Origin of the sequence: Planococcus donghaensis MPA1U2 (assembly GCF_000189395.1) — a bacterium.
Lineage (GTDB): Bacteria > Bacillota > Bacilli > Bacillales_A > Planococcaceae > Planococcus > Planococcus donghaensis_B.
In genome coordinates this window covers 1-15,333 of sequence record NZ_AEPB01000052.1, presented here as the reverse complement: position 1 = coordinate 15,333, position 15,333 = coordinate 1, and the positions used below count along the sequence as shown (strand labels likewise).

The following is a 15,333-nucleotide window of genomic DNA, read 5'->3' as shown; positions in this document are numbered from 1 at the left end:
CACCTCAATCGATTTTCTTGCCTTCTGGTCCTTTATTTAATAAATCTTTTAGTTCATCGATAAAAACAGTAATGTCTTTAAATTGACGATACACTGATGCAAAGCGAACATAGGCCACTTCATCAATGGTTGCTAATCGGTTCATAACCAATTCGCCAACTTCTTCAGACTTTACTTCTGGATTGCCTTCGCGCCGAAGGTCTTTTTCAATTGTGAATACCACTTCTTCCAGCACTTCTAGAGATACCGGCCGCTTTTCACACGCACGAATTAACCCACGTAAAACTTTTTCGCGGCTAAACTCTTCACGCGAGCCATCTTTTTTGACGACAATCAGTGGCATTTCTTCCACTTTTTCAAAAGTGGTAAAGCGATATCCGCAAGCTTCGCATTCTCTTCTTCTTCTGATTGACTTCATTTCGTCTATTGGCCTTGAATCGACAACGCGTGTGCCGTTATGTTGGCAAGCTGGACATTTCATTTTGACATCTCCCTAACTTCTCTATCTAGTCTATATAGTATAACAAAAATTCTTTAGAAAAATAGAAAAAGCAGAGGATTTTATCCTCTGCTTACGTGTTTTTGTTAAATGGATTATGCTGTTACTGAAACTTTGGATTTTTCAACACTTACTGGCCCCATACCGCGTGGTATTTCTACAAGCTCGCGTGATGTTGAACCTAGTGCTTCTGCGATATATTCCGCTGCAATAGTCGGATCTAAATCGCCACAAGTGTAAACATCTACACTCGCATAGCCGTGTTCTGGGAAACTGTGGATAGTTAAGTGAGATTCTGAGATAATCACAACTCCGCTAACACCTTGTGGTGCGAATTTATGAAAAGCTACCTCTCTTACTTCAGCTCCAGATTTGAGTGCTGCATCAACAAAAGTTTGTTCGATAAAATCCATATCGTTTAATTTGTCAAAATCACACTGCCAAAGTTCTGCAATTACGTGACGTCCCATTGTTTCCATGGTTCGTTTTCCCCCTTTGATATCATTTTGGTTTTTGCGCAAAATATTCAAAGTTGACTACCACGGGGGAAAGTTAGTCCAAAGAGATCCTAACCCTTTAAGCAGTCATGTGAATAAAAAATCTTACGCTCCTAATTCCTAGTTACTTTGATGGAAAGTCAGAAGTGGTAGTCGTTTTTCAACTACGATTCATAGTATAAAACGTATTTATAGTAAATGCAATAATAATATCTTATCATTCCTCAATTCCCCCAAATAAACCCATAATAAAAACCCTATTTTTCCCTTTAAACAGCGGAAAATAGGGTTTTTATTTTATTTTGATACTAGCACTAACGCATTCGCAACTTTTTTTGTTAAATCAATAACACGTGCGGAATAACCCCACTCATTATCGTACCAAGCCAACACCTTCACTTTGCGTTCTCCAATTACCATCGTTGATAACCCATCAACAATGGCTGATTGAGGATTGCTGTTAAAATCAACCGAAACTAACGGCTCCATTGTGAATCCTAAAATTCCTTCTAAGCCATTTAACGATGCTTCTTCGAAAGCTTGGTTCACGTCTTCGATTGTAACCGCTGTCTCTAAGTCGACAACCAAATCAACTAACGATACATTCGGAGTCGGCACTCTTAATGCCATCCCATGGAGTTTCCCTTGCAATTCTGGCAACACTAATGACAGCGCTTTCGCGGCACCCGTAGAAGTAGGAATGATCGATTGAGCACAAGCACGAGCACGACGAAGATCTTTGTGTGGATTGTCCAAATTTTGTTGATCGTTTGTGTATGAATGGATTGTTGTCATTAAACCGTTTTCAATACCAAATCTATCATTCAACACTTTTACGACTGGCGCTAAACAGTTTGTTGTACAACTTGCATTGGAAATTACGTCGTGATGCTCAATATCTAACTTGTCATCGTTCACACCCATAACAATTGTAATATCTTCTTGTTTGCCTGGTGCGGTAAGGATTACTTTTTTAGCTCCTGCTTCCAAATGAAGAGCCGCTTTTTCACGAGAATTGAACTTTCCAGTCGCTTCGATAACGATGTCAATGCCCATTTCTCTCCATGGCAGATTCAAAGGGTCGCGTTCGCTGACTAACTGAACTCGTTTCCCGTTAACAATTAATGCATCTTCTTCAGAAGATACGTCACCAGTGAAGGTGCCGTGATTTGTGTCATACTTAATTAAATGCGCAAGGGTCTCAGCTGGATATGAGGCATTAACTGCTGTAATTGTGACGTCATCCATCATTATCGCCTGTCTGAAAACCATACGGCCAATACGGCCAAACCCGTTAATTGCAATAGAAACTGTCATGTAGGAATCCTCCATTTGTAATTAAGTTATACTTATGTTTTTAATTTCTAATATAGTATAACACAATTGCATATTTAGAGAACCTTAAAAAGCATATCTTTTATTCTTTTTCAGGAGTGGCTTGCCAATTTTCTAATATTCGACTTAATTGTTGTTTCGTTTCTTCAAAAGTTCCATTGTTATAAATAACCGCATCTGCCCCATCTTCCTTCACAGACATTGGCAATTGGGAATTGATACGCGCTCTTGCTTCTTTTTCCGTAAAGCTATTTCTTTCAACTAGTCGTTTAAATTGATTTTCTTCTGTAACGCTAACGACTAAAATTTTATCTACTAAATATTGTAGACGGCTTTCGAATAACAACGGGATATCCATAATAATCGTTTTAAACCCTTGCTCAATCAACTCAAAGCGTTGCTTGAGCATTTCTTGTCGAATAGCTGGATGAATAATATCATTTAAGGTTTTTCGACTAACCGGATCATTAAAAATAATTTCTCCTACTTTTGCTCGATTCATAGAGCCGTCTGGACTAATAACTTCAGGTCCAAACGCTTGCTTGATTTGTTCAAGTGTTTCAGAACCTGGTTCGACTACTAATCTTGCTACAAGGTCCGCATCAATAATTGGATACCCTTCGTCTTTTAACATTTTGGATACTGTACTTTTTCCACTGGCGATACTGCCTGTTAACCCTATGATCATAGTCTTTCCTCATTTCTGACAGGTCGGGCAATACACGGAAGCTCGACCGCCAATTTTCAAGGTTTTTGTCGCTGTGCCACAATCTGCACATTGTTTTTTTCCATACATGCCGAAACGATTTTGCATGCTTCCTGATTCGCCGTTAATATCACGATAATCTGAAATTGTACTACCTCCTGCTCTAATGCTTTCTTGCAAAATGGCAACAATCGATTCAAACAGTTCTACTTTTCGCTTTCGGCTAATGCGGCTAGCAGCACGTTTTGGATGAATTTTCATCTTAAACAAAGCTTCTGTTGCATATATATTGCCGCAACCAGAAATAATTTGACCATCCATAATGATTTCCTTGATCGCTTTATTTTTATATTTTGGACTTTCTGCCATAGTTAGAAAATGCTCAAGTGCACTTTCATGAAAAGGTTCAGGAGCCATTAACAATAAAGGAGGAAAATCTCCTTCTTCTTGCAAGACTCGCATTTCTCCAAAACGACGAATGTCTGAAAACGCTAACAAGTTTCCACTACTTAAAGTCAACACAATGTGGACATGGCGTCGAAATTTATCTTCAGGAATCGACTGAAGCTGGTCGACATAAAACCAAGCTCCAGACATCCCTAAATGATTAACTAACAAAAATTCATTGTCTTTTCGCAATGTGAAATAAATGTATTTGCTACGTCGTTCTACGCGGACGATTTGTGCGCCGGTTAAGCGCTTAATAAAACCGTCAGCTTCTATTCGTTTAATAATAGCTTCTTTGCCATTTTCTTTTGATAAGCGGATCACGTCCGACACCGCTACAGCCTCAATTTTCTTGCCAATCGAAACGGGGCGGATTTGCCGAACGACTCCTTCAACTTCTGGAAGTTCAGGCATATCGATGCCCTCCTATCATTTAGTATCGTACCAAGTGGAACCGTGAGCAATATCCACTTTTAATGGGACACTTAACTTCACAGCGTTTTCCATAACTTCAGGTACTAATTTCATCAAGTGATCTAATTCTTCAGGTGGTGCTTCAAAAATCAATTCATCGTGAACTTGTAAAAGCATGCGCGCTTGTAATCCTTCACGCTCTATTGCTGCATCCATATCAATCATGGCTTTTTTAATAATATCTGCCGCACTGCCTTGAATTGGTGTATTCATCGCCGTGCGTTCTGCAAAGCTTCTTAAATTAAAGTTTGAACTTGTGATGTCTGGTAAATAACGGCGACGATTCATCAAAGTTGTGACAAAGCCATCACGCTTGGCATCAGCCACAATGTTCGTCATATAACTTTTTACGCCTGGGAAGCTAGCAAAATAACGCTCAATAAATGCCGCTGCTTCTTTACGTGGAATATTTAAATTTTGAGACAAGCCGTAATCGCTAATTCCGTAAACAATTCCAAAGTTAACCGCTTTAGCGGCTCGGCGCATATCGCTCGTTACTTCTTCTTCAGTTACATGGAAAACATCGCTCGCAGTAGTCGTATGAATATCACGATCGTCTTTAAAAGCTTGTACGAGTCGTTCATCTTCGGACATATCAGCCAGTACGCGCAATTCAATTTGAGAATAATCGGCCGCTACCATCACCCAACCCGGTTCTGATGGCACGAACGCTTTACGGATTTTGCGTCCTTCCTCTAGACGAACAGGAATGTTTTGCAAGTTTGGATTAATTGAACTTAACCGTCCAGTGGTTGTGAGCGCTTGTTGAAAGCGCGTATGAATTTTGCCATCTTCATGAATTTCTTTTAATAAACCTTCAATATAAGTAGACAATAATTTACCTAATTGGCGATACATCAAAATATGAGAAATAATTTCGTGCTGCCCTTCTAATTTTTCTAAAACATCCGCTGCTGTCGAATAACCCGTCTTAGTTTTCTTTAAAGCTGGCAATCCTAATTTCTCAAATAAAATAACGCCCAATTGTTTCGGTGAATTAATATTAAATTCTTGCCCCGCTAGTCCATGAATATCGCTCTCGATTTTCTCTAGTTTATGAGCCAACTCTTTGCCCATTTCGACTAATTGGTCTCGGTTTACCATTACACCAAGAGATTCCATTTGCCCTAAGACTGTCGCAAGTGGCAATTCTAATTTATCGTATAAATCGAATTGCTCGTTGTCTTCAAGTTTTGCCATAATGAGTGGACGAACTTTCCAAATGGTGCGGGCTTTTCTCGCAATATGTTCATGTAAAATAGCGTCTTCTGGTACTTTCTTTTTAGCACCTTTGCCGTAAATTTGTTCATTTGTCGACACATCATTATGACCATATTCTTGAACAATGCTTGCCATATCTGTATAAGTTAACGAAGGGTTAACGATATAAGCCCCTAGCATTAAGTCGAAATCAACACCTCTTAGTTCAACGCCAAAGCGTAAGAACGCGGCCGTTGCTGCTTTAGAGTCTGACATGAATTTTTTCTTTGTCGAATCTTTACACCATGCACGGAACTCTTCTGACCGCTCTACAACATCCATCGGAATAACGTACGTATCCCTTTCAGTCGCGAGTGACACCCCTAGTAAATCACAGCTATGATAATGCTCATCGTAAAGTTCAAGGTGAACGGCCATTTCATCTTTTAATATAGAGGGATCAAGCGTTGTCAGCACTTCAAATTTCAATTCTTCTTTTACCGTTTCCTCTGCCGTGTACTCCATTTTTTCTAACAAAGATTTAAACGCAAGCTCTTTCCAGACTTTCACTAACTCGTCTTGATCTGGTCCAGAATAACTCAATTCATCAATTTGAATTTCAATCGGGGCTTGTCGCTCAATGGTTGCTAATTGCTTGCTAATATAAGCAAGGTCTTCATTGGCGATTAGTTTTTCCTTCATCTTGCCTTTTTGTTGCTCAATGGCTTCATAAACGCCTTCTACTGAACCGTGCGCCGCTAATAACTTCAGTGCTGTTTTTTCTCCAACCCCTGGAACACCTGGAATATTATCTGACGCATCGCCCATTAGGCCTTTCATATCAATAATTTGAAGAGGGGTTAAGCCATACTTTTCTTTAATGTGTTCTACTGTATATTTTTCGATATCCGTAATGCCTTTTCGCGTAATATAAACAGTCGTCGTCGGAGACGCTAATTGCGTTAAATCTTTATCTCCGGAAATGACGACTACTTCGTCACCTTCCCGCTCAGCTTCTAAACTTAAAGTACCGATAATGTCATCTGCCTCGTAGTTTTCTAATTCATAGCGTTTGATCCCGTAAGCATCAATTAATTTGCGAAGGTATGGAAATTGCTCCGATAACTCAGGCGGCGTTTTTTGTCTTCCACCTTTGTATTCGCTAAACGTTTTATGGCGAAATGTTGTTTTTCCCGCATCAAAAGCCACAATCATATGTGTAGGCTGTTCTTCATCAAGTATTTTTTGAAGCATCATAGTAAATCCGTATACGGCATTCGTATGAATGCCATGTTCATTGGTTAATAGCGGTAAAGCAAAAAACGCGCGATACGCCAAACTATTCCCATCTAATAAAAGTATTTTCTTTGCCACAAAAATTACCCCTTCCATAAAAAAGCCGTCATTCCCTTTATTTTACCACGCGGGCAAATAGAAGAGAAATGACGGCCTCGACCTTAATTGTAATTACCAGACAAGATATCTGCATACGGTGAATCTGACGGCAAAATAATAACTGTGTCATCACCAATTGTTTTCTTATACGATTCTAACGATCGATACAATTCGTAAAACTCTGGGTCTTTTGAGAAAGATTCGTTGTAAATTTTAGCTGCTTCGGATTCGCCTTCTGCTTGGATCAATGCAGCTTCTTTGCGAGCAGTCGCAATAACTTCTTGCGCTTCACGGTCTGCTTGTGCTTCCATTTCCCGTTTTTTCGCGTCTCCTTGAGACAAATATTCTTGAGCCGTAGACTCACGTTCTGAAATCATTCGTGTATAAACAGATTGTTCGTTTTCCTCTGGTAAATCTGTTCGTTTAATGCGAACATCCATAACTTGAATGCCGTATTTATCTTTGTCGAGTAGTTCGTTTACTTTCGCTGTTACCGCATCATTTATGCTACCGCGAGATGAGTTTTCATCATTGATGATTTCATCGTAATCTAATTGCCCAAGTTCTGTCCGGACAACCGAGTAGATAAACTCTTCCATTCGAGATTCTGCATTGACGATTGTTCCGGCATTTGAAATCAATTCTAGTGGATTGACCACATGCCAAACAGCGTAATTATCAATAATGATGCGTTTTTTATCTTTAGTATTGATTTCGGCTTCAGATACATCATACGTCATTTGATATTTTGGCAATGTTGTCACGCTTTGAATAAATGGGATTTTCATTTGAAGACCTGGCTCTTCTTGAATTTTCACCACTTCACCAAATTGACGAACCACCCGGTACTCGCTTTCTTTCACAACATACACATTTGTCAGCAAGATTAGCAAAAGAACAAATGCAACAACTAAACCAACAATCAATTTCCAATATTTCTTAAAATCAATTGGATCTCTCGGTTCTCTAGTCTTTTTTGGTCGTTCGTAAGGATTAAACTTTTTCACTTCACCTAAAGGTTTGTTGGGTTCCATTAGTTGCCACTCCCTTCTGTGCTTTCTTCAGCTGGTGGAATCGTTGTCTGTAAGCCTTCTAGCGGTAAATACTTCATCGTGCCGCCTTCATCGTTCATAATATATAATTTCGCGTTTGGTAAGACAGATTCTAAGGTTTCCATAATAATTCGCTGTTTTGTAACTTCTGGATTGCTTTCATATTCTTTGTACAGCTTATCAAATAACGCAACATCTCCCGTTGCCTGCTGAACTCGTGTTACTTTCTGTCCTTCAGCTCGGGAATTGATAGCTGCTTTTTCACCTAACGCTTCGTTGCGTTTTTGGTTTTCGTATTTTTTGGCTTCGTTAATTTTTGTGTTCATCGTCTCACGAGCATCCGTTACGTTCGTAAATGCCGCGCGTACTTCCTCGTTCGGCAGCTCGACGTCTTGCAATTTTACAGCTAAAACCGTAATGCCGATATCGTATTTTTCAATTAATGAAGCTAGTAAATCCCGGGTTTCAGCTTCAATTTCAGCTTTACCAGAAGTTAATGCGTCATCGATTAATGAGTTCCCGATAATCGAACGAATCGAAGCTGAAGTGGCATCGTGCAAAATGTCTTGCGGTGCTTCTGCATTGAATAAGTATTTTTTGGGATCTGTGATTTTCCATTGAACAACGAGATCCGTTAAGACGATGTTTTCGTCTCCGGTAATCATTTTTGTTTCTTTGTCGAATGCGACAATTTCACCTTCTGCGTTTTGGTTATAGCCGAATTGCAGACTATAAGTTTCTTTTGATAAAATTTCTGCTTTTTGAATTGGCCACGGCATCTTTAAATGTAAGCCTGCTTCAGTAATCGTTTCATTTGCTACACCAAACGTGATGATGACCGCCTGTTCTGATTCGTCTACTGTATACCAAGAAGTAAAAACTGCTACGAGCAGTAGTATCCCTGCAATAGATAAACCGATCACTGTCAGCAATTTTTTCGTTGTCATGATGGGTCCCCCTTTTTGTTGTTATCTTGTAATACGGAATAATAGTGAAATAGTTTCATAAAATAAGAAAAAGAGTCCCGGGGAAGGGACTCTTTTCAAATTATGCGGTTGAAAGGGGGTTCTAGTTAACTTTAACACCCAAGTATGAAGCTAGTGTTAAGCTTCTGTAAACTTACCATTGATTGTTTTTATACTTCTTATAATAGTTAAACTGACGTGCCAATAAATACAGTTTACGCTTTAAATGTTTGTCTTTTTTATAAAATAGCGGATTGCCATACTGGCCATTTTTGATTAAACGTTTGATGTCTTTGAGTACCGCTTTATTATGAACAAAGTTACGCAAAACAGCTTTTGGAACAACTGTAAATAAGAAGTCTTCATTCAAATAAGTGACCGGCTTTTCTGTTTGATAAATTAAGTCATCCACAAAATACTCCGCCATGTTGTGACCAAGAGCTGTTACGTAATAACTTGAACGACCTTGGCGAATGTTTACTTCAAATACTTTGAATTTCTTGTCTCGAGCATCGTATTTCAAATCGAAGTTTGCAAATCCTTGATAGCCAACCGCTTCAAGGAAATTTTGCAACTTAACCATCATGTCTTTGTCAAAACGTGTAATCAATGCTGTGTAGTTTCCGATTGCCGTTACCGTATGTTCTTGCAATACCACTTGTGCAAAGGTTACTAATTGTGTTTTTCCTTTAGAATTGGCATAAATCACTGAATCCCACATAAATGTGTCGTCTCCAGGGATATAATCTTGGATGATCAATTCATCGCGGTAGCCGCCTGATTTAATCTGTTGGATGACTTCATGCAACTCTTTCGGGCTGTCCACTTTATACACTTTTTGTTGGCCTTCAAATTTGTTTCGGCTGTATTCAATGCCATTACTCGGCTTGATGATCACCGGGAACATCATTTCTTCTTCAAACGGTTCTTTTGAATTGCAATCATAAAAGAATGTTGTCGGCGTATCAATGCCATGAACTTTACAAAGCTCGTAAAAATTAGCTTTGACTTGCAGCTGATTCATCAAATCTTCGTTAATATAATTAAACACATAATGCTCACGCAAAATTTTTGCATTTTCAATAATTAATCGAACATAAAGATCGTTCGTACCAATGAGTAAAAGAGTTTTTCCAGGTGCTCTGTATTTATCTGCAATATCCATTAAAATATTCGCAAATTGAGCATCATCTGCCAAACCAGAACGCAATTCAACCGTTTCAGTAATGGTGCTTAATGACGTAAAGGATAAAGGTTCTTTCCCGACCAAAATCGGCTTAATGCCATATGCTTCGTGAAATGAAATGGCCATGTTGTATGCGTTCATATCTGTGCCGACGATAATCGGTAAAAATGGGTGTTTAGTTTCCATGCTTTCCTCCTAGATTAAATAGCCAAAGGCAAATAGATTGTAAATGTGGTGCCAACTCCGACTGTACTGTCGACTTCCACATGTCCATGATGCGCCTCGATTAAGTGTTTAACAATAGATAGTCCAAGTCCGGTGCCCCCAGAATTGCGGCTTCGCGCACGATCTACACGATAAAAACGTTCAAATAATCTGCCGATTTCTGAACTTTCGATGCCGATTCCTTGATCTTCTACTTGTATAATGGCGCGATTGTCTTTTCTAAAGAGCCGGATGGTGATTTCTGTATAGTTGCTTGAATATGTAACAGCATTGATCAACAAATTCATCATTACTTGAATTAAACGGTTGGCATCCCCTAAAACAGTTACTGGCTGAATCTCCAGTTTTAACTGAATGGATTTTTCGTCAATTTTAGGTTGTATCATTTCTCTAGCACGTTTAATGACGGCTTCCATATTTGTAGGTTGCGCATTTACCCTAAAGCCACTTTGTTCCACTTTCGACAAATCAAGCAAGTCATTAATAAGCATCTCTAATCGATTGCTTTCGGTATGCATAATTTCCAAAAATGACAATAAAGTTTCCGTATCTTTATAAGCACCATCTAACAAAGTTTCAGAAAATCCTTTAATAGAAGTTACGGGCGTACGAAGTTCGTGAGACACATTGGCAACAAAATCTTTGCGAATTTGTTCCAGCTTTTTGAGTTCAGTAATATCTTGAAAAACAATGACAATGCCTAACCAACGCTCATGTTCTCCAATTACCGGTGCCCCGTACACATTAAAGTTTTTCATTTTTAATCCTGATAAAAATTCGATTTGAACTCGCGAATGCGTTTCTGTCATAAACACACTTTCAATGAAATTTTCAACTTCTATCGGAACTTGAATTTCTTTATAAAATTTCCCAAGTACAATTTCCGGAGACAACCCAAATTCTTCTGAGAAAGGTTTATTTACTAGAGACACCGCACCTTGCTTATCAATCATGATTAACGCACTGCCCATGTTTTCAATAAGCGTCTTTAACCGCTCTTGTTCCATAACACGAATTGCGGTAATTTCTTGCAAATTACGTGCCAATACATTGATTGTACGACTCAACTCGATGCTGTTGTAAGCATTAGATTCAGATGCGCGCGCCACATAATTGCCTTTAGCAAGTTCCATCGCAGTTTCTGTAGCATTTTCAATCGGCTTGATCGCCACTCCAATAATTCGACTGCCAACAATCGCCGATAATACTAACGCTACAAAAAAGGAAATAAACAAAAATATCCAAATTTCGGATTTGTCTTCAGCATTTTCGTAAATCGGCAATAGTTGTAAGACGATGATAAACAACCCCGCTAACATCATACCAATCCAGACCAGTAATGTGGTTAGTAAGCGATGACGTAAAAAACTCATACCTCTTTTGGTTCCTCAAACTTATAGCCAAGCCCCCGGATTGTTTTAATAAATGCAGGTTTTCGGCTATTTTCTTCTATCTTCTCACGTAAATGACTAATGTGAACATCAACAATGCGCGTATCACCCGCAAAATCGTATTTCCACACTGCACTCAGTAACTGATCACGTGTCAGTACGCGATTTTTGTTTTCCATTAAATAAACGAGCAACTCAAATTCTTTTGGTGTGAATTCTAGCTGCTCTTTATTAAGAAAGACTTCAAATCGATCCGGATAAACATCCAGTTTACCAAGTGAGATGGGTTGAGAAGCATCTTGTTGTGGCGTTGGCACGTTGCTTGCTCTTCTCAATACCGCTTTTATACGTGCCACAACTTCTCGCGGACTAAAAGGCTTTGTCATATAATCATCTGCGCCAAGTTCTAACCCCAACACTTTATCAAATTCATCGCCTTTTGCTGTCAACATAATGATTGGTGTATTGACTTTTTGCTGACGTAACGATTTGCAAACTTCAACACCATCCATTGATGGCAACATTAAATCCAGCACAATTAGTGAAGGCTTTTCACTCAGTGCCAGTTCATAACCTTGTTTGCCATCATTAGCAATCATGGTTTCAAAACCTGCTTGGACCAAATTATAAGATAGTAATGTCGCGATTGAATGTTCATCTTCGATTATTAATATTTTCTTTAGCATTTTACATCCTCCACACTCAGTTTGAAACCCCCATCTCAAACCGCGTTAAACACCATTTGTTGCATGAGTCGTCAATTATTCAATTGTTCGCGGTGGGTTAGCAGTAATTTGTCCTTGAACTACAATTACACCTTGCTCGTCGATTCCTTCAACTTGGACGATGACACTATTGTGCACGATATCTACTTCGATAACTTCCAATGTAAAGTCGACTGTTGCATAATGATAGACCGGTTTTAGAAAATTCAACTGTTGGCTAGTAATGTACGATCCAGGTCCAGGTATATATTTAGATATCGCAGACGTTAAAATACCCGTCAACATAATATTCGGCACAACAGGCTTTTCAAAAGCTGTTTGTGACGCGAAATCATGTTGAATATATAGCGGATTGCTATCATTCGTTAAACCAAGATAAAGAAGAAGATCTTTGTCTTCAATCTTTTCAGTCAGCTTTAAATTTTCACCAATTTTTATGTCTTCCACACGTCGACCTAATTTCCGCTTTTTCCCAAGCAACAAACAACATCCCTCCATTTTCTTGATATACCTATAGTATCAATTTAGCCAATGAAAGTGCAAGCGCCTAAGGTAGTAGGAAAATAAGAGCTACCCTTTCATGTGTAGATAACTTTATAAAAAAAGTGGGCAGGAAATCCCCCTGCCCACTTTTAATCATTTAAGCTAATACTTTCATAACAGCCTTCACCGACTCGGCTGATTGAGCTAACAACGCCCTTTCTTCCTCATTTAAATCAATTTCAATAATTTTCTCAATGCCGCCTGCCCCTAAGATGGTTGGCACACCTAGATAAATGCCTTCCATACCATATTCGCCTTCTAAATACGCGATAGACGGCATAATACGACGCTGGTCTTTTATAATGGTTTCTGCCATTTCTACAAGTGACGCAGCTGGCGCATAATAAGCAGATCCATTTCCTAACAAGTTAACAATTTCGGCACCACCTTTACGGGTTCTAGCAACAATTTCGTCTAAACGGTCTTTCGCGATTAACGATTCCAACGGCACACCTCCGGCATAAGAATACCGAACAAGTGGGACCATATCATCTCCATGACCACCTAAAACAAACCCAGTAACATCTTTAACCGAGACATCTAGTTCCTCAGCCACAAATGTTCTAAAACGTGCCGTATCTAAAACCCCAGACTGCCCAATCACACGCTCTTTTGGCAATCCAGATGCTTTAAATACTGTATATGTCATCGCATCAACTGGATTTGTTAAAACGATAATGGTTGTTTCAGGAGAGTATTTCATAATATCAGCTGTTACAGATTTCATTACTTTTTGGTTGGTTTGAACCAAATCGTCCCGGCTCATACCTGGCTTACGCGCGATTCCAGCGGTAATAATAACCAAATCAGAGTCTTTTGTGTCTTCGTAATTCGCTGTACCTTTTATGCGCGCATCAAACCCAAGCACAGGACCAGCTTCTGCCATATCTAAAGCTTTGCCTTTAGCCGGGTCTTCCATATTCGGAATATCAACTAACACGACATCACCTAATTCTTTTTGAGCCAGCAAGAAAGCTGCTGTCGCACCAGTGAAACCAGAGCCGATTACGGAAATCTTTGTACGTTTGAATGTCATAAAATATCTCTCCTTTTAACGTATTTATACTTAATTAGAACTTAGTATTTTGTAATACACCTTTGTCTAGCTGCAAACTAGTAAGAGATTGATTTTAAAAGAATAAGTGAAGAGGCTGTGAACTCACTTACTCTTCACCGCCACACAACTTCTTTAAAAATAGCTGGCGAGTGCAAAATTTTCGTTCTCATTATTTATACCCTTAACAAAATAATATTTAACTTATTTTTAGGTACAAAAAAAGAGGGGAATTTCCCCTCTCTTAGTTTTTACTCTTATAAGTTTTTGATTAATTCGTCAGCAAACTCAGAGCATTTCACTTCTGTAGCGCCGTCCATTAGACGTGCAAAGTCATAAGTTACAACTTTAGAAGCGATTGTTTTCTCCATAGAGTTTGTGATCATTTTAGCAGCTTCAGCCCATCCTAAGTGCTCAAGCATTAATACGCCTGATAGGATAACAGATGATGGGTTTACTTTATCAAGACCAGCGTATTTAGGAGCTGTTCCGTGAGTCGCTTCGAAAATCGCATGTCCAGTATCGTAGTTGATGTTCGCTCCAGGAGCGATACCAATTCCACCTACTTGAGCAGCTAAAGCATCAGAAACGTAATCTCCGTTTAAGTTCATTGTTGCAACAACATCGAACTCGCTTGGACGTGTAAGGATTTGTTGTAAGAAGATATCAGCGATTGAATCTTTAACAAGAATTTTACCTGAAGCAAGAGCTTCTTCTTGTGCTTTGTTCGCAGCGTCTGTACCTTTTTCGTCTTTAATTGCATCGTATTCGTTCCAAGTAAATACTTTATCGCCGAATTCTTGCTCAGCCACTTCATAGCCCCAGTTTTTGAAAGCTCCTTCAGTGAACTTCATGATGTTACCTTTATGAACAAGTGTCAATGATTCGCGGCCTTCAGTGATTGCATAGTTGATTGCAGCACGAACTAAACGTTTTGTTCCTTCTTCTGAAATTGGTTTAATACCAATACCTGAAGACTCAGGGAAACGGATGTTTTTAACGCCCATTTCGTCTTGTAGGAATGCGATCAATTTTTTCACTTCGTCCGAACCGTTTGCGTATTCAATACCAGCGTAGATATCTTCAGTGTTTTCACGGAAAATAACCATGTCAGTATCTTCAGGACGCTTAACTGGTGAAGGTACACCTTCAAAGTAGCGAACTGGACGCAAGCAAGTGTATAGATCTAATTCTTGACGTAATGCTACGTTCAATGAACGGATACCGCCGCCGATTGGCGTTGTCAAAGGACCTTTGATTGCGATCAAGTATTCACGGATAACTTCAAGAGTTTCTTCTGGAAGCCATTCGCCAGTTTCGTCAAACGCTTTTTGTCCTGCTAAAACTTCTTTCCAAACAATTGATTTTTCGCCGTTATATGCTTTTGTTACTGCTTCTTCTAAAACGCGTGATGCTGCGTTCCAAATATCGGGTCCAGTTCCATCACCAATAATGTATGGAATAACTGCATTGTTAGGTACGTTCAAAACACCGTTTTCTACTGAAATTTTTTCGCCGTTAGTCATGTTAAATTTCCTCCTGTAGTCAAAGTCATAGGGCTGCACGGAATGCAAGCCCTATAAGTTGTATTTTTTTATCGTACGAATAGATGAAAACTTCTTATCTTTCTTCAACAGGT

General features: G+C 39.1%; 14 protein-coding genes. All 14 read right to left on the bottom strand.

Going from position 1 to position 15,333, the window contains the following annotated elements:
- Positions 1–4: 4 nt before the first annotated feature.
- The 14 genes from nrdR to icd all read right to left on the bottom strand — a co-directional run bounded on the left by nrdR (position 5) and on the right by icd (position 15,220).
- Positions 5–481 (bottom strand): transcriptional regulator NrdR, encoded by a 477-nt coding sequence (gene nrdR, locus GPDM_RS13600; RefSeq protein ID WP_008432247.1) that lies wholly within the window; start codon positions 479–481, stop codon positions 5–7.
- A gap of 113 nt (positions 482–594) precedes the next feature.
- Complete coding sequence (gene speD / locus GPDM_RS13595) at positions 595–978, bottom strand: adenosylmethionine decarboxylase (RefSeq protein ID WP_008432245.1); 384 nt, start codon at positions 976–978, stop codon at positions 595–597.
- 315 nt (positions 979–1,293) lie between these two features.
- Positions 1,294–2,313: a glyceraldehyde-3-phosphate dehydrogenase gene (locus tag GPDM_RS13590; protein WP_008432244.1), complete on the bottom strand. Its 1,020-nt coding sequence runs from the start codon at positions 2,311–2,313 to the stop codon at positions 1,294–1,296.
- 100 nt (positions 2,314–2,413) lie between these two features.
- The gene (gene coaE / locus GPDM_RS13585) at positions 2,414–3,019 is read right to left on the bottom strand and encodes a dephospho-CoA kinase (RefSeq protein ID WP_008432242.1); all 606 of its coding nucleotides are present in this window, start codon (positions 3,017–3,019) and stop codon (positions 2,414–2,416) included.
- Between the two features lie 9 nt (positions 3,020–3,028).
- Positions 3,029–3,898: a bifunctional DNA-formamidopyrimidine glycosylase/DNA-(apurinic or apyrimidinic site) lyase gene (gene mutM / locus GPDM_RS13580; RefSeq protein WP_008432240.1), complete on the bottom strand. Its 870-nt coding sequence runs from the start codon at positions 3,896–3,898 to the stop codon at positions 3,029–3,031.
- Between the two features lie 15 nt (positions 3,899–3,913).
- Entirely contained in the window at positions 3,914–6,550 is a 2,637-nt protein-coding gene (gene polA, locus GPDM_RS13575) for a DNA polymerase I (RefSeq protein ID WP_008432238.1), read from the bottom strand.
- Positions 6,551–6,615: 65 nt separating this feature from the next.
- Positions 6,616–7,587, bottom strand: a complete 972-nt coding sequence (gene hflC / locus GPDM_RS13570; protein WP_008432236.1) for a protease modulator HflC — start codon at positions 7,585–7,587, stop codon at positions 6,616–6,618.
- Positions 7,587–8,552, bottom strand: coding sequence for an FtsH protease activity modulator HflK (gene hflK, locus GPDM_RS13565; protein ID WP_008432235.1), 966 nt, complete (start codon positions 8,550–8,552; stop codon positions 7,587–7,589). The genes hflC and hflK overlap by 1 nt, the downstream gene beginning before the upstream one ends.
- A 172-nt stretch (positions 8,553–8,724) precedes the next feature.
- Positions 8,725–9,942 carry a carboxylate--amine ligase gene (locus GPDM_RS13560; protein ID WP_008432234.1) on the bottom strand — a complete coding sequence of 406 codons (1,218 nt, stop codon included), beginning with the start codon at positions 9,940–9,942 and terminating at the stop codon, positions 8,725–8,727.
- A gap of 14 nt (positions 9,943–9,956) precedes the next feature.
- The gene (gene pnpS / locus GPDM_RS13555; RefSeq protein WP_008432233.1) at positions 9,957–11,354 is read right to left on the bottom strand and encodes a two-component system histidine kinase PnpS; all 1,398 of its coding nucleotides are present in this window, start codon (positions 11,352–11,354) and stop codon (positions 9,957–9,959) included.
- Entirely contained in the window at positions 11,351–12,058 is a 708-nt protein-coding gene (locus tag GPDM_RS13550) for a response regulator transcription factor (protein ID WP_008432231.1), read from the bottom strand. The genes pnpS and GPDM_RS13550 overlap by 4 nt, the downstream gene beginning before the upstream one ends.
- A gap of 75 nt (positions 12,059–12,133) precedes the next feature.
- A complete protein-coding gene (locus GPDM_RS13545; protein ID WP_008432229.1) occupies positions 12,134–12,580 on the bottom strand; it encodes a MaoC/PaaZ C-terminal domain-containing protein in 447 nt (148 codons plus the stop codon).
- Between the two features lie 157 nt (positions 12,581–12,737).
- Positions 12,738–13,676, bottom strand: a complete 939-nt coding sequence (gene mdh, locus GPDM_RS13540; RefSeq protein ID WP_008432228.1) for a malate dehydrogenase — start codon at positions 13,674–13,676, stop codon at positions 12,738–12,740.
- Positions 13,677–13,951: 275 nt separating this feature from the next.
- Positions 13,952–15,220: an NADP-dependent isocitrate dehydrogenase gene (gene icd / locus GPDM_RS13535; protein ID WP_008432226.1), complete on the bottom strand. Its 1,269-nt coding sequence runs from the start codon at positions 15,218–15,220 to the stop codon at positions 13,952–13,954.
- Positions 15,221–15,333: the final 113 nt, after the last annotated feature.